The sequence below is a fragment of the Bradyrhizobium sp. Ash2021 genome, from assembly GCF_031202265.1.
GTDB lineage: Bacteria > Pseudomonadota > Alphaproteobacteria > Rhizobiales > Xanthobacteraceae > Bradyrhizobium.
The window spans coordinates 3,354,529-3,370,762 of sequence record NZ_CP100604.1; the positions used below are offsets into that span (position 1 = coordinate 3,354,529).

At 60.3% G+C, this 16,234-nt stretch carries 11 protein-coding genes and 1 pseudogene; 9 read left to right on the forward strand and 3 right to left on the reverse strand.

The genetic code is table 11. The annotated features are described in order from the left end of the window. Nucleotides 1-9: 9 nt before the first annotated feature. Both NL528_RS15990 and NL528_RS15995 read right to left on the reverse strand, forming a co-directional pair. Complete coding sequence (locus tag NL528_RS15990; protein ID WP_309183641.1) at nt 10-1,515, reverse strand: MmgE/PrpD family protein; 1,506 nt, start codon at nt 1,513-1,515, stop codon at nt 10-12. 29 nt (nt 1,516-1,544) lie between these two features. Continuing rightward, entirely contained in the window at nt 1,545-2,321 is a 777-nt protein-coding gene (locus tag NL528_RS15995; protein ID WP_309183642.1) for an SDR family oxidoreductase, read from the reverse strand. A gap of 172 nt (nt 2,322-2,493) precedes the next feature. Here NL528_RS15995 and NL528_RS16000 point away from each other — a divergent pair, with 172 nt between their 5' ends. The 8 genes from NL528_RS16000 to NL528_RS16035 all read left to right on the forward strand — a co-directional run bounded on the left by NL528_RS16000 (nt 2,494) and on the right by NL528_RS16035 (nt 13,769). Then, nucleotides 2,494-3,567, forward strand: a complete 1,074-nt coding sequence (locus NL528_RS16000) for a tartrate dehydrogenase (protein WP_309183644.1) — start codon at nt 2,494-2,496, stop codon at nt 3,565-3,567. Between the two features lie 335 nt (nt 3,568-3,902). Beyond that, entirely contained in the window at nt 3,903-4,238 is a 336-nt protein-coding gene (locus NL528_RS47105) for a transposase (RefSeq protein WP_375144017.1), read from the forward strand. 356 nt (nt 4,239-4,594) lie between these two features. Further along, nucleotides 4,595-4,840, forward strand: a complete 246-nt coding sequence (locus tag NL528_RS16010) for a hypothetical protein (RefSeq protein WP_309183646.1) — start codon at nt 4,595-4,597, stop codon at nt 4,838-4,840. 203 nt (nt 4,841-5,043) lie between these two features. Next, nucleotides 5,044-5,436, forward strand: coding sequence for a DUF934 domain-containing protein (locus NL528_RS16015; RefSeq protein ID WP_309183647.1), 393 nt, complete (start codon nt 5,044-5,046; stop codon nt 5,434-5,436). Between the two features lie 389 nt (nt 5,437-5,825). Further along, entirely contained in the window at nt 5,826-9,032 is a 3,207-nt protein-coding gene (locus NL528_RS16020; RefSeq protein WP_309183648.1) for an efflux RND transporter permease subunit, read from the forward strand. A 113-nt stretch (nt 9,033-9,145) separates the two neighbouring features. Further along, the gene (locus NL528_RS16025; protein WP_309184916.1) at nt 9,146-10,312 is read left to right on the forward strand and encodes an efflux RND transporter periplasmic adaptor subunit; all 1,167 of its coding nucleotides are present in this window, start codon (nt 9,146-9,148) and stop codon (nt 10,310-10,312) included. Between the two features lie 389 nt (nt 10,313-10,701). Next, nucleotides 10,702-12,207, forward strand: a complete 1,506-nt coding sequence (locus NL528_RS16030) for an efflux transporter outer membrane subunit (protein WP_309183649.1) — start codon at nt 10,702-10,704, stop codon at nt 12,205-12,207. Nucleotides 12,208-12,689: 482 nt separating this feature from the next. After that, the gene (locus NL528_RS16035) at nt 12,690-13,769 is read left to right on the forward strand and encodes a catalase family peroxidase (protein ID WP_309183650.1); all 1,080 of its coding nucleotides are present in this window, start codon (nt 12,690-12,692) and stop codon (nt 13,767-13,769) included. A 360-nt stretch (nt 13,770-14,129) separates the two neighbouring features. On the opposite strand, the pseudogene NL528_RS16040 reads toward NL528_RS16035, so the two are convergent. After that, nucleotides 14,130-14,402: pseudogene (locus NL528_RS16040) on the reverse strand (IS110 family transposase); the annotation flags it as partial. Nucleotides 14,403-14,669: 267 nt separating this feature from the next. Here NL528_RS16040 and NL528_RS16045 point away from each other — a divergent pair. Then, nucleotides 14,670-16,178: a porin gene (locus NL528_RS16045; protein WP_309183651.1), complete on the forward strand. Its 1,509-nt coding sequence runs from the start codon at nt 14,670-14,672 to the stop codon at nt 16,176-16,178. Nucleotides 16,179-16,234 lie beyond the last annotated feature (56 nt).

Sequence of the window (16,234 nt, forward strand, 5' to 3'; positions counted from 1 at the left end):
CGCTGGCGATCAAATCAGCGTCGCGGCGATGAGGGCATTCGCCTGCGGCACACTCTCGATTCCCCACAAAAGGCGCAGCAGATTGTCGACGCGATCGGCGCCAAGATGCTTCTGCGCCATCAGCCGAAACTTCTCTTCCATTTCGGCGTCGGTCATCGGATTCCTGAAGTGCCCGCGATGGTATTCGACGCGGACCGTCTTGCGCGGGCCCGATTTGAGGACGACTTCCAGCTCGCACAGATTGAATTCCCGCTCCGTCCTGTCGGCTTCATCCGACGGCAGGATTTTGATACGGCTGACGAGGTCGAGCAGGTGGGGGTCGTGCAGATAGGGGTCCTCGTAGTATTCGGGCTCGATCTTGCCGTACATCAGCACGATGCCCGCCGCATAGGGGATGCTGTGATCGGCGGTTTCGTGCGTCTGCGGCCGCCACTTGTCTGGTCCGTCAGCCATGATCTTGATCGCGGAGTGCGAGACGTGGACGTTGACCTGCTGGATGTCGTCCGGGTCTTTGAAAAACGGCCGCGCTTCCACGGCCGCCTGGGCAACGGTTTGCGAGAACTGGCCAAGCGGAAAACGTTTGGTGAAGGCGCGCCTTATGCCGAACGGCTCGCCGAGCTGCGGCGGCTGGACCGGCTGGCGGCCCATCACCTTGAAGAAGCCATAGCGTCCCTCGAACACCTGGCCCGGCCCCGTCATTCCGTTTTGTGCGAGTTGCGCGGCGAAGATCGCCTTGCGGCAGGCGTCGGCCGCCGCGAAGGCCTTCCAGTTCGACAGTTCGTCGGCGCGGCCCTGTCGGGTTGCGGTGTTGCCACCGACGGTGATCCCGATCGCGTGGACCATTTGCGGCGCCGTCAGCCCCATCAGGCGCCCGGCGCCAACCACGGCCGCGATGCCGGTGATGGTCGAATGGTCGATGCCGTTGCCGAGATAGTCAAAGACATCCGCGATCTTGCAGAATACTTCGTAGGCGAGCACGGTCGCAACGACGAGATCGCGGCCGCTGCGCGCGGAGAGTTCGGCCGAGGTCAGCAGCGCCGCGATGGTATCGCTCGGATGCCCGGCGCCATGGGTGAGACTGACGAAAGCGTCGTTGAAATCCAGGTATCGGATCATGACGCCGTTGGCGAAAACCGCCAGATCGGGGCTCGTCTTGATACCGCTGACCAGGACGGTCGCAGGCTGCTTTGAACTGACGTCGCTCGCAAGCTTGATGGCAATCTTGCTCGGTCCCGCCGCGTAACCGCCGAATGCGCAGCCAATTGTATCGAGAATGCTGCGCTTGGCGATCCGTACGACATCTTCGGGAAGATCCTCGTACCGCAGTTCGGTCGCATAGCGGGCCAGCGTCTCCGCCAGCGAAACCGGATTTCTTCCGGCCGTTGCGGAATCCTGCCCGGTTTGCGCCGTCGCCGGAAATCCCGGCGCACCTGCCGCCAGGCCGGCCGTCGCCAGCTGTCTCAGGAAATGACGGCGTCTGGTGTCGGGCGAGTCAGTCGGCCCACGACGGGCCATCCACAATCTCCTGTCGGCGGACATTGAAACTACCCCCACCCCGCGCTGATGCCGCCGTCCACCGTGTAAATCACCCCCGAGGTATACCCCGAGCGATCGGAAGCCAGGAACGCCATCAGGTCGCCGATCTCGCGCGCATGGGCGGGACGGCCGAGCGGCATGCCTTTCTGGAATTCCTTGTAGCGGTTCTCGTCGCCGAACTGATGTTTGGCGCGGGTCTTCAAGAGCGTGACGTGGCGGTCGGTGCCGACCGGGCCGGGATTGATGCCGACCACGCGGATATTGTCGGCCAGGCTCTTTCCCCCGAGCGCGCGGGTGAAGGCCATCAGGGCGGCGTTGCCGGCGCTGCCGCAGATGTAATTGGCGTCGAATTTTTCACCGGCCGCACCGATGTCGTTGACGATCACGCCGTGGCCGCGCGCCTTCATCTGCGCATATACAGCGCGGGTCAGGTTGATATAGCCGAACACTTTGAGTTCCCAGGCGTGCCGCCAGGTCACCTCATCGATCTTGTCGATCGAGCCGCCCGGGATATCGCCGGCATTGTTAACGAGGATGTCGATGTCGGCGGCGTCCTTTGCGAGTTTTGCAAGATCGGCGGCATTTCGGAGGTCGACGGCGTGGGCCGTGGCGCTGATCTGATGGGTGGAGCGAAGGCGCTCGGTGAGCGCGTTGAGCGTGTCGCCGCTGCGGGCAGCGAGCATGAGGTCGCAGCCTTCCTCGGCGAAGGCTTCGGCCGCGGCAGCGCCAATGCCCTTCGAGGCGCCGGTAATCAGGACGCGCTTGCCGCGTAAATGCAGATCCATGGGAATGCTCGCTTGCTGGGGGATGTCGGCAGGTCGGCTGAATTGGTAAGCGGCCGGTGGTGTGGTGGTCAACTTTGCAGTGCAGCGTTGCGCCACGGCAAGGTTTGGTCCATTGCAAGGCCGTCAAATAAGCGGCATTAGCGGCGCGGCGAGTTACCTTAAGGAAATCCCAATGAGCAAAAAGCAGTATCGGATCGCGGTCATTCCCGGCGACGGCATCGGCAAGGAAGTGGTCCCGGAAGGCCTGCGCGTGCTGGAAGCGGCCGCGAAAAAGCACGGCGTGGCCGTGCATTTCGACCATTTCGACTTCGCGTCCTACGACTATTACGAAAAGCACGGCGAGATGATGCCGGAGGACTGGAAGGGGCAAATCGGCAAGCATGACGCGATCTATTTCGGCGCGGTCGGCTGGCCCGCAAAAATCCCCGATCACATTTCCTTGTGGGGCTCGCTGATCAAATTCCGCAGGGAATTCGACCAGTACGTCAATTTGCGTCCGGTGCGGCTGATGCCCGGCGTGCCGTCGCCGCTCGCGGGCCGCAAGCCCGGCGATATCGATTTCTGGGTGGTGCGCGAGAATACCGAAGGCGAATATTCCTCGGTCGGCGGCCGGATGTTCCCGGACACTGACCGCGAATTCGTCACCCAGCAGACGGTGATGACCCGGATCGGCGTCGACCGCATCCTCAAATTCGCGTTCGATCTGGCGCAGTCACGCCCGAAGAAGCACCTGACCTCGGCCACGAAATCCAACGGCATCTCGATCACCATGCCGTATTGGGATGAGCGGGTGGAGGCGATGGCCAAAAGCTATCCGAAAGTGAAGTGGGACAAATATCACATCGATATTCTGACCGCGAATTTCGTGCTGCACCCGGACTGGTTCGACGTCGTGGTCGGCTCCAATCTGTTCGGCGATATCCTGTCCGATCTCGGCCCGGCCTGCACCGGCACCATCGGGATTGCGCCATCGGGCAATATCAATCCGGAAGGTAACTTCCCGTCGGTGTTCGAGCCCGTGCACGGCTCCGCGCCCGATATCGCAGGCCAGGGCATCGCCAACCCGATCGGCATGATCTGGTCGGGCGCGATGATGCTGGAGCATCTCGGTGAGAAACAGGCGGCCGCCTCGATCGTCGACGCCATCGAGCGCACGCTCGGTGAACGCACGCTGCGCACCAGGGATCTCGGTGGCAATGCGGACACGACCGCGTGCGGCAAGGCGGTGGCGGAGATGGTGGCGTAGGGACTTCTTTCCTTCTCCCCTTGTGGAAGAAGGTGGCGCGGACGAAGTCCGCGCCGGATGAGGGGTCTCTATGCGCGGAGAAGACCCCTTGTATCTGCCCATTGACCAAAATGTGCGATGGAAGCGACTGAGCGCTTTGGGGGGGGGGGGGGGGGGGCGGGGGGGGGGGGGGGGGGGCCCCCCCCCCCCCCCCCCAAAGCGCGGCGATGTCGCCCGATACCCCTCCGGCAACAACCGTGGGTGAGCCTGGGATCTTCGCCGTTGTCACGCACGACCGAACAGTCGCTGGATCACGATCGCACGAACAAGGCAGGTTACCGTGATGAGGATCATTTGTGGAGTTGATCTTTTCGAAGGCCAGGCTCGATGCGTGCATTGAGCCCGGGGCGGTCTTCGCGAGTTTCGACAATAGTGCCGCCGGGATCGCCGAGCTGGCGGCGTTTTGCCGCCAGCATCAGGCGGGACTGGTGGTGATGGAAGCGACCGGGGGCTATGAACGCCTGGCGTTTTTGTCGTTGTGGGAGGCGGGTCTGTCTTGCGCCCTGACCAATCCGCGCAGCGTCCGCCGCTACGCCGAGTCGATGGGAGTTCTGGAGAAGACCGACCGGCTCGATGCCCGCGTCATCGCCCGCTTCCCGGAATGCCGCGAATCCTTGGTTGCAGAGGACTAGGGCCATGTGTGGCCGGTTACGGCCTTGAAAGCAGGTCGGCTTCGGGCGCGCGCGGACTTGGATGCGAGTTGGCGGCGAATGATCCTTCACGCATAATGCAAACGACATCAGCAGCGTTTTTACTGAAGCAATGCTGACAGGCGATCATCTAACATTCCTTCTTTTGCGGTTCTTGCCGATTTCAATTCGAGTTTAATGCCTTAAAAATCAATTTAATGGTCGTCCCGTGCATCGTTCTTATCTTTCTCGTTAGCGCTCGCGCGCAGCTCGATGATCCGATTTCGAGTGCTGCGAGCATCCAGTTTTGGTGACGGAGAGCAGTCAATATGAGGCTCCCGCAAACGAGGAGCCAAACGATGAAGACGAAATATCTTTTGGCGGCGCTGCTGCTAGTACCGTCACTCGCTACGCCGGCTACGGTTCAGGCGCGAACGCACGAAAGCAGGATTCCCTCGCAGACATTTGGCATCGAGGGCCGCGAGGTCGCGGCTCCGCCTTGGAGCGCTGCCTGTATGACCGACCACGGCCCGAGCCAATGCGACGAGCCTATGTGGGTCTACGGAAGCCCAGACTATGTCGCGCGATTCAAGAATGCGTTCTGACATTGACGGGAGCTGGGAGCAGGCCATCTGAGGGAGTATTGAGATGCAAGTTCGGAGACATCTTGCGCAAGAAAATCGCTTGCGTTGCGACGGGTCTAATGAACGAAACCGTCGTCGTTGCCGCCCAAGTTAATACGCGCCGACAACATAAGCGCCCTTGTGGTTAAGGATGTTGCCGGACTCAGGGCAACACCGCGGTTGGTATGTTTACGGAACGCGATGTCGTCGGCGCAGTTGTCGAGCACGGCGGACGACGCGGCGCTGCCTTCGGGCCCCTGTATTTTGAACCTGTCTTGCTTGAAGCAAGACGGGCCGTTCGAACTGCAACGCATCTGCGTCTCGGCGTCGCCCTGCCGGTTGACCAACCGGCAGAGGTTCTGGCGCCCTATCTCGACCGACTGTCTCTCGTTGCTGTCAATTTCCCGACGTTTCGTGACGGGCGCGGTTTTACTCAGGCCCGTAGCCTGCGCGGGCACCTGGCGTTTTCTGCCGAGATCAGAGCGACGGGCAACATCCTACCGGACCAGTACGCGTTTCTCCTGCGCAGTGGGATCACCACCGTCGAGATGCAGGACGGCGCAGACCCTGCGACATGACAGAAAGCGGCGGACCGCTTCTCCTTCGGCTATCAGCCCTCCGTACTCAAAGAGCCGGTCCTGTCAGGCCTTCGCCGAACGATACGACTTGGCGTGCGGCGGAATACCTAATCGCAGTTGATCGGAAAATAGGATCTGATCCTGCGACCACTCAGAACAATATGAGCAACCCTAAACCAATATTTAATCGCGCAAATAGACCCGCGGCCTAGATAACGTTCCGGGCAACCACGCAACGCTTGTCCCCCGAGGCGACATTATGCGGTCCACGGCGTCGGCTGGATGTGGGCCGTCCATCATGATGCGCTCGTTTGTGGGGAAATCTTGCGCCCAAAGAATATGTCAACGCGGAAAGAGCAATCGTCGGACGGGCCGGAGGGGCTATACAAATGTGGATTGTTCAAGTAGCCCTCAAGCGGCCTTACACGTTCATCGTGTTGGCATTTCTCATTGCGATCTTCGGTTCGTTGTCGGCGCTACGGACACCGACCGACATATTTCCCAAAATCAATATTCCTGTCGTCAGTGTCGTCTGGACCTATTCCGGACTGCTGCCGAAGGACATGTCCGACCGGGTCATCTACTATTACGAACGCCAGCTGACCTCGCAGGTCAACGGCATCGAGCATGTCGAGTCGCAGTCGCTGAGCGGCTACGGCGTCGTCAAGATCTTCTTCCAGAAGGGTGTCGACATCGGGGCTGCGCTCGCTCAGGTGACCGCCGTGTCGCAGACCGTCCTAAAGCTCCTGCCGGCTGGCATCACTCCACCTTATGTCCTCAGCTACAATGCCTCGAGCGTGCCGATCCTCAATCTGGCGCTCTCGAGCAAGAAGCTTCCCCAAGATCAGTTATTCGATCTTGGCCAAAATTCCATTCGCCCGCAGCTCGCAACCGTCAATGGCGCCGCCCTGCCTTCCCCTTATGGCGGCAAAATTCTTCAGGCTCAGGTCGACCTCGATCAGCGGGCGATGCAATCGCACAATGTGTCGGCCGACGATGTCGTCAACGCGATCTCCGCGCAAAATTTGGTCCTTCCAGCCGGTACGCAAAAGATCGGCAAATTCGAGTGGAACGTTGGCCTCAATGCCAGCCCAACTGTGCTGGACCGGATCAATGACCTCCCGGTGAAGAAGGTTGACGGCACAGTCATTCATGTCCGCGACGTCGCCTATGCGCATGACGGCTCGCCGCCGCAGACCAATATTGTTCGGGTTAATGGCGCCAAGGCCGTGCTGATGTCGATCCTGAATGCCGGGTCGGCCTCGACCCTGGACATTATCGCCGGCGTCAAGGCGCGGCTGCCCAGGATCGAGGCGGGATTGCCGTCTGGGCTCGACCTCCACACCGTTGGTGACCAGTCGCCCTTTATTAGGGCCGCCGTCACCGGCGTGGTTCGCGAAGGCGCCATTGCGGCGGCGTTGACCGGATTGATGATCCTGCTGTTCCTCGGAAGTTGGCGCTCGACCATCATCATCATGATCGAGATCCCGCTCGCTATTCTATTTTCGCTCGCCACGCTGTCGTTGTTGGGCGAAACGATCAATGTGATGACGCTCGGGGGGCTCGCGCTTGCGGTTGGAATCCTGGTCGATGACGGCACCGTCACCCTTGAGAATATCAACTGGCATCTCGAACAGGGCAAGTCGCTGGAATCGGCAATCATGGACGGAGCCCGGCAGATCGTCGTTCCTGCCTTCGTCACACTGGTCTGCATCTGCATCGTGTTCGCACCGATGTTCCAGCTTGCCGGCGTCGTCGGCTATCTGTTTAGGCCGTTGGCGGAAGCCGTCGTTTTCGCCCTCCTCGGCTCGTTCCTGCTGTCCCGCACCTTAGTCCCGACGCTGGCGAATTATTTGCTGCGTGTGCCGCACCTTGCCCACGGCGCCGATGGTTCCGCACGCCCGGCCGCTCCATCGCGAAATCTGCTGAAGCGTTTCCAACTCGGATTCGAGTATCGGTTTGAGCAAATCCGCAACGCCTACCACAGATTTCTCTCCGGCGCTCTCGGGCGTCCCAAGTTGTTTGTCGCCGGATTCCTGGCTTGTACCGTGTCGTCGTTCGTCCTGGTGCCGTTTCTCGGGCAGAATTTCTTTCCGTCGGTCGATGCAGGGCAAATCCTGATCCATGTGCGCTCGCAGGCAGGAACGAGAATCGAGGAAACCGCGAGCCTGTGCCACGAGGTCGAGCAGAAAATTCGTCAGATGATCCCGCCGGATCAGCTCGCGAGCACCGTGACCAACATCGGACTGCCGATCAGCGGCATCAACGTCGCCTATAGCAACACCGGCACGATCGGTCCCTCGGATGCCGATATCCTCATTTCGCTTCACGAGAACCACTCGCCGACGGCCTCCTACGTCAAGCGGTTGCGGACCCTGCTGCCGCAGGCATTCCCCGGCACAACGTTCGCATTCCTTCCGGCCGACATCGTTACGCAGATCCTTAATTTCGGCCTGCCGGCGCCGATTGATCTGCAAGTGATCGGAACGAAGCAGGAAGCCAATTACGCGTATGCGACTGAGCTCCTCAAGCGCATCCGCAAGGTGCCCGGGATCGCCGACCTGCGCATCCAGCAAACCTACAGCTATCCGCAAATCAATGTTGCGGTCGATCGGACGCTTGCGGACGAGGTCGGGCTGAGCCAGCGCGACGTCGCCGACAGCCTTCTGGTCACGCTGTCCGGCAGCGGTCAGGTGAAGCCGAATTTCTGGCTCAATACCAAGAACGGCGTTTCCTACCCGATCGTCGCGCAGGTGCCGCAGTACCGCATCGACACCATGTCCGATCTCGCCAATGTTCCGATCACGTCCAATAAATCCGGAACGCCGCAATATCTCGGCGGGCTGGCCGACTTTTCCTTCGGTCCGAGCGCGGGAGTCGTATCGCATTACGACGCTCAGCCGGTGATCGATATCTACGGCGCCACCCAAGCACGGGATCTTGGCGCGGTCGCCTCCGACATCCGCCGCATTATCAGCGAGACCAAAAAGGACGTCCCGCCCGGCTCCTATGTGGCGCTGCGCGGGCAGGTCCAGACGATGACGAGCGCCTATGACCAGCTCTATCTCGGCCTGCTCGGCGCGATCGTGCTGATCTATCTGGTGATCGCGGTCAATTTCCAATCCTGGCTCGATCCGCTCATTATCATTTCGGCGTTGCCTGGGGCACTCGCCGGCATTGTCTGGATGCTGTTCATTACCGAGACGACGTTGTCGGTTCCTGCTCTGACGGGGGCCCTGATGTGCATGGGCATCGCGACAGCAAACAGCATTTTGCTGGTCAGTTTCGCGCGCGAAAAGCTCGAGGAAGGTTTGGACGCGACGGCCGCGGCGCTCGAAGCCGGGTTCACCCGTTTTCGACCGGTGCTGATGACCGCCCTTGCGATGGTCATCGGCATGCTGCCCATGGCATTCGCGATGGGTGAAGGCGGCGAGCAGAACGCTCCGCTTGGGCGAGCCGTCATCGGCGGGCTACTCGTTGCAACGTTGGCCACGCTGTTCTTCGTTCCAACGGTGTTCAGCCTTCTGCATGGCCGCCACACTCACGCGACCGAGGGCGGACCGCCTTCCGAGCAGACCGCGGAACCTGCCACCTGAATGGGAGAAACGATGTGTCGGAACACGGCGACAAGGTTCAAGAATCCATCCCGGCGAAGCCGCGGCCACGCAAGATGCCGCGACTGCTCAGCGTAAGCGCCGTCGTCCTTGTGATGGCGGTCGCACTTGATGGAGTCTTACTTCGTCAGTCGCAAGAGAAGGCGGTCGCTGCATGGACCGATGCTGCCGCGATACCGACTGTCAACATTGTTCATCCCACCAAAGGCGCGCCGGAGCAGCAAGTCGTCCTGCCGGGCGATATCCATGCCTGGTACGAAGCGCCGATTTACGCGAGGGTCAACGGCTATCTGAAGAACTGGTACTTCGACTTCGGAGCTCAGGTGAAGAAAGGTCAGGTGCTCGCCGATATCGAGACGCCGGAAATTGACGCCCAGCTGACGGCCGCCAAGGCCAAGCTCAATGCGGCAAGCGCCACGGTCAAGGTTCGGGACGCCGAAGCCCAGTTCGCCAAGACGACCTACGAGCGCTGGCGGGACTCGCCGCGCGGCGTGGTATCGGTCCAGGAACAGGACGCGAAACAGGCGGACTATCAGAGCGGCATGGCGCGCCTCAACGCGGCCAAAGCCGATATGGTTATGGCCCAGGCCGATGTTGATCGCCTGGAATCGCTGCAAGCCTTCAAGCAGGTGGTCGCCCCCTTCGATGGCGTTGTGACCGCGCGCGAAACCGACATCGGCGCGCTCATCAATGCCGGTAGCAACGGCACGGCGCGGGAACTGTTCAGCGTTGCGGACATTCACAAGGTGCGCATCTACGTCAAGGTGCCCCAGCGGCAGGCCGCAAACATTCACCGGGGCCTGACGGTCGAACTGCGCCTGCCGCAATATCCGGGCAAGGTCTTTACGGCCAAGGCCACGACGACCTCACGCTCGGTCAACACGTCGTCGCGAACCCTGCTGGTCGAGCTTCAGGCAGACAATCCGGATGGGCTGCTTCAGCCCGGCACTTATGTCGAAGCTCGGTTGAACCTTCCGAGCGATCCCAGCACCATGCTGATGCCGGCCAGCGCGATATTGTTCCGGCAAGATGGTCTGGAAGTCGCCGTGATCGGCGACGACGATAAGGTCACGCTGAAGAAGATCAGTTTGGGTCGGAACCTTGGCGTCCAGGTCGAAGTGACGGGCGGTCTCATGCCGACCGACAGGGTCGTCGATAGCCCGCCCGATTCGCTTGGATCCGGCGACGTCGTGCGCATTGCCGGCCATCCCGCCCCAGGCAACCCGCCGGATGGGTCAGAAAAGGAAGCTGAAGCGAACTAGAGCTGGGCTTGCGTCGGCCACGCACCCTCCCGTCAGATTGCGATCATCGACGGAAAGAATTGTGGTAGAGTTTCGAAGAGGGCAAGACCGGATAGACGATGGAGATGTCGCGCAGGCCGAATCTTGCCCCAAGGCAGGTGATAAGGTTGCGTGAACCTTAGCAGCTAAATCGTCTTTGGAATGAAGGTTGATGGGCATGAGCCCAGTGGCCGGCCTTCAGGGGAGTGAGTCGGAGAACGTCGCGACGTGAATGCGTCGGAATGAAATGAATCCAGATTTGTCGCAGCCTTTGATAATGGCAGGGGGACAATATGAGTTCACTCCTTTCCAGGCGGGTATTTAGAGGTTGGATTGCGTGCTGCGGAGCCGCAGGTCTGTCGGCTTGTTCCGTGGGCCCTGATTTCCAGCTTCCCGAAACGGGGCTTCCGGAACGCTACCTCGCTGGTGTGAACACCAGTAAGACCGCCCCGGCCTCCGAGCTCGTGGCAAGCGTCAATCTCACGCAATGGTGGCGCTCCTTCCGGGACCCTCGACTTGTTTCGCTTGTCGAGCAGTCAATCGCCGCCAATCCGGATATCGCAATCGCGCTTGCGCGATTGCAGCAGGCCCGCGCGCAGCAATTCATCGCGATTGGCGCGGCGCTTCCGAAGGGGGAGTTGTCGGCGGGCGCTGCTTATGGAACCGGCACCGACAATACTCGCGCACGCGTCGGGGACACGCTGCATAGTGCGGCCAATACGACCGGCTATAATCACATAGACGAAGCCGGCGGCTTCGATGCCGCGTGGGAGCTTGATATTTTTGGCAAGCTGCGTCGCGAGATCGAGGCCTCCCATTTGGATGCGCTGGCGGCCGCGAAGGCCCGCGACGCGGTTCTCGTATCGGTCATCGCCAACGTTGCTCGCGCGTACATCGAGCTGCGGGGTTTTCAGGCGCAGGCCGCTGTAACCCGCAGCAACATCGAATCTGCCCGGCGGCGTCTTGAATTCGTGCAGGACCGCTTCAACCAGGGACTCACCAACGAGCTCGATGTGACGCTGGCGCAACGCCAGCTGGCCGCTTTCGAGGCCGGCCTCGGACCGCTCACGGGCCAGGTCCAGTCAAGCCGCTACGTCATCGCCGCCTTGCTCGGACAGTATCCGGAGACGTTGGCGAAAGAACTCAGGGCGGATGGACCCGCTCCACGTTTTCCGGCCAAGGTTCCGACCGGGCTGCCGGTCAGTCTGTTGCAGCGGCGTGCGGACATTCAGCAAGCGGAATTTGAGATAGGGGCCGCGACAGCCCGCATGGGATCTGCAATCGCCGATCTTTTCCCGCGCGTGGCTGTGACAGGTGCCGTGGGCGGGCAGGGCGGTCCGCGTGCTGCTACCGGAACACCCATTACGTTCATCGGCGGGATTGGTCCGGCGCTCTACTGGCCGGTCCTGGACTTCGGGACCCTGGATGCGCGTATCGAGGTGGCTGACTATCGGGCCCGCGAAGCGCTGCTTCGATACAAGGCGAATGTGCTAGGTGCCGTGCAGGAGGTAGACCAGGCGATTGCGGCTTACAACGCCGAACAGAGTCGGCTGGACAGCCTTTCCCGCGCCCGCGGTGCCGCGCTTGACGCAGTCAGGCTTTCGACCGAGCGCTACGAGAGAGGGCTGACGGACTTCCTCAACGTCCTCGATGCCGAGCGACAGCGGTTTGAAATCGAAGCCCAATACGAGATCTCCCGGCGGATAGCAGGCGTTCAGCTGGTCGCCCTCTACAAGGCACTCGGCGGCGGATGGGAGCACTACCAGGCAGTTCCACCCATCCGGCTCCCAGAGCCTGCGATCGCCGCAGCGGCACGGGAATCCAACGGTCTGCGTCCGATCTCGACAGATCCGGGCTTATCGCAGGCCCAACCCTGATGCGCTGATCGATGCTTTTTTGAACTCGAATCTGGTGAGGCCTGCGCGTTCGCTTCTTACAGGAGTTCGTCGTTTTATTCTGAACGGCGCGCCAGTTTCTGTCAAAACCGCAACGTCTTGGCTGCCTCACCAGGCTCTCTGCTGATCCGTAGCAAGCTTTGGCAACCGGTAAGTCAGTCCCAGTGTGTGCCGAAAATTAGTTCAGATTCTGCGATACTTATGGTGAAGGCCGCCAAGGACAGGTCGTGAGACGACGGCGCCGAGGCGCTCAATCGCGCAATGGATCGGCACCTTTGAGACATGCCGACTGCGTCGAGCAATGTCCGAGTTCGACGTCTCAAATCGCTTTCATCCAAAGACAACGGCCGTCAGTTAGGCTCACGAATGAATTCGTATTTAATTGGCAGGTCCGCGCGGGCCGCTATCTCCCGTGAGTCACACACAGTGCAACCGATGAAGTCATCGCAAAACAGGAGTGTTCAATGTCCAATGGAAATGAAGGCCACAGCCGCAGGCAGGTCCTTACGACAGTCGGAAGTTTATCAATTGCGGGAGCGATGGGACAAGCCATCGCCTCGTCATCGCTCGTATCGCCAGCGGCGGCCGCCGAGCCGAACAGCGAGATCGCGGAAAAGACCTTCGAAGCGACCGCTGACAACGTCGTGAATACGCTCGAAGCAGCTTACGGCGTCAATCAAGGCAAGCGGAGAAATCATACTAAGGGGTTCGGAGCACTGGGCATATTTGTCGGTGCACCGGAGGCAGCGGAATATTCGCGCTCGCAGCTATTTTCCGGACAGGAGATCGAGGTTGTCGCGCGGTTTTCCCTGGCTGGTGGTGACCCTGAAGCCTCCGATACGGAAAAAAGTCCGCGGGGGCTTGGCCTTCAATTCCGGCTGCCGGGCGGCAGTCTGCATCACATCACGATGATTCACACGCCGATGTTCTTCGCAACGATGCCGAAGACATTTCTCGATAAATTCCTCGCGCTGAGACCGGACCCCGCAACCGGGAAGCCTGATCCCGAAAAATTTAAGGCGTTCCTCAACAGCCACCCCGACAACACGTCGCAGTTTCATTTCCTCCAGACCACCAACCCACCGCCAAGCTATGCCAACTGCTCCTTTTACGGCATTCACACCTTCAAGTTCGTCAACAAGCATAACAAGGTCACCATGGTCCGGTTTCGCTTCGTGCCGCAGGATGGTGAAAAACAGCTCTCCGATGCCGAGCAGAAGTCCATGCCGCGAGATTTTCTCGAAAAGGCATTCATCCACCGCACGCATCGGGGTCCGGTGCGATGGGACATGCTGGTGACAATCGGCCAGCCAGGCGATCCCGAGGACGACCCGACAATACTGTGGCCCAACAATCGAAAGGAAGTAAGGGCTGGAACATTGACGCTTTCGTCAGCAATGCCAGACCCCAAGGCTGGGAGTTACAAGATAAATTTTGATCCGCTAATGATGGCCGAAGGGATTGAGGCGACCAACGATCCAATTCTACTGTTTCGTTCACCATCCTATGCGGTGTCGCACACCAGAAGGCTGCGCGATCTGTAATCAATCGGGAGCCGCCCCATCTCGTTCGTCCGCTCGGACGAAATAGTCGAATGGGCGCGGCGACTTCCGAAAGTGGCACTTGTCGGACGTGGCGCGATGTCCGTGGCGCGATGTCCGACTTGAGTCCGTAATGCGCTTCAAAGCGGACATTGGGGCTCGCTGAGCGCTGTTCGATACTTCGCAGGCATAGCGCGAAAAGGCCGTTGGACATTGCATCCAGCGGCCACCGGGCTCAAAATCAATTGGCTATGAATGACCCGCCGCGGTGCTTATAGACTTGCATAGCGCCAGCAGCAGGCGCGAATCACAAAATGCCTTCCGGCGAAGGAAAAAAGGAACTGTGGCGGCGCGACCACACTGTCCCTTCGAATAGGGGCGCACGTATTTCGCCGGCATCAGTCGGGCGTCGTGGCCGAGCATTTGGAGCTTGCGACTGAGATGATGCGCGCCGACGCAGGCCTCCATACCGATCAAGCACGGCGGCAGGTTGGCGAGCCGCGTTTCCACCTGGCCGCGTGACCACTTCTGCCGCAGCACGATGGCACCGCGGTGATCATGACCCACGATGTGGAACGAGTTCTTGCCGATATCGACGCCGATCACGGCGATCACTGCGTTGAGTTTCTGAGATATGGCGTGCTCCTTGTCTTGAGTGCCCTTTGCCAGTTTCTCGTACTGGCAGGGCCGGAGCACGGCCGGACCATTTCATTAGCTGACCCTCATCGGCGGTCGCCCTAGAGCAACTGTCGCCGCCGAACCCTTTTGGCCCTTTGAGATGACTGTGGCTCGGTTGCCACTCGCATCGGAATTTTTTGTCATCGCTGCATATGGCGCCGACTTTGTCTTGCCAACCAACTTTACCATCCTACAATTATGCATTGTTGAGCCAGGGAGGCTCGCATGGCAAAGCTCGGCATTTTTGCTGCAGTGATCCTCGCGGCCGCTGGCGCCTTCTGCGGGGTGGAGGCGCGGGCCGCCGACGTCCTCCCGGCCGGGGCCGCCGCGGCGACGGCGGCTTCCACGCCCAAGCCATGCACCGACGGTTGGGGCTTTATTGCCACGGACTGCCAGCTGACCTGGCAGGGCATCACAGTCTACGGCGCGATTGACACGGGGTTCGGCTGGCAGAGCCACGGCGCGCCGTGGGATCCACGATCCGCTGTCGGAGCCTCATACTTAATCCAGAAACAGAACAACTTGGCGCTGTGGGGCCCTGCACCCAACGCGTTGTCCAATTCATTCATTGGAATCAAGGGAACTGAGCCGATCGGCGGGAACTTATCTGTTGTCTTTGCTCTGGATGCCGGCTTCGACCCATATTCCTTGCGCTTCTCCAATGGACCGGGATCGATTGCTGCGAACGCCGGCATCCCCCAAAACTTTGCAACCGCCTACTCCGATTCAAGCCGAGCGGGCCAGTGGTTCAACGGCCAGGGTTATGTCGGCGTCAGTTCTCCGACCTATGGCACCCTGACCGTTTTCCGACAGAACTCGCTGACCCTGGACGCTGTCTTCGACTACGATCCGTTCGGCGCCTCTTACGGCTTCTCGCCCATCGGCTTTCAGGGAATAACCTGCGGCGGCGGCAATACCGAAAACTGCAGAAATTCGACCTCACTGAAATATCGGGTCAATGTCGGCCAGTTCCGGGCGGCGGCGCTGTGGCAGTTCGGCGGCTACGCCCAGAACAATGCCTCCAATGGAGCATACCAGTTCCAGGCCGGCGGCGATATCTCAACGTGGGGCAAAGGTGTGCTCTCGCTCGACGCAATCTACAGCCATGTCACAGATTCCGTGTCTGTCGCACTTGCGCCGGGAAGCAATAACGCCAATGGCGTGCCGATACCCCCGTTCCTGCCACAGACGCTCACAGCGACGATCTCCGACAATGAAGCCGTGATGCTTGTGGCCAAATACACCAACGGACCGCTGAAGGTGTACGCCGGTTACGAACATATTCGATATATGGCGCCCAGCAATCCGCAGACCGCTTTTACCGATATCTCGGGAAGCTTTCTTTGTATGGGTTGTGATGCGATCAACAACACGAATATCAACAATACCGCCTTCGGCGTGAACGGTCTTGGTAACAAAACTTTCCAAGTCATGTGGGCCGGCGCCAAGTACGCTGTTACCGAAAATCTGGATGTGATCGGCGCCTATTACCACTACATCCAGAATTCCTATTTCGGCACCCCCGCCGCTGGGCCCGCCTTCTGCTCCGACAGCTCGCACCCGCAATGCGCCGGGACGTTCGACGGGATCTCTGCCGCTATCGATTGGCGGTTTGCACCAAAGTGGGATGTCTATTCCGGGATCATGTTCACGCAGGTGAATGGCGGATTGGCCTTCGGCTTTCTCCAGCGCAACAACATCGCTCCCACAGTCGGATTGCGGTTCCGCTTCTGAAAGCCGGCCACGACCGATCTGTGGCTGTGCTTCGGACGGCGGCGCTGAAGCCTGCC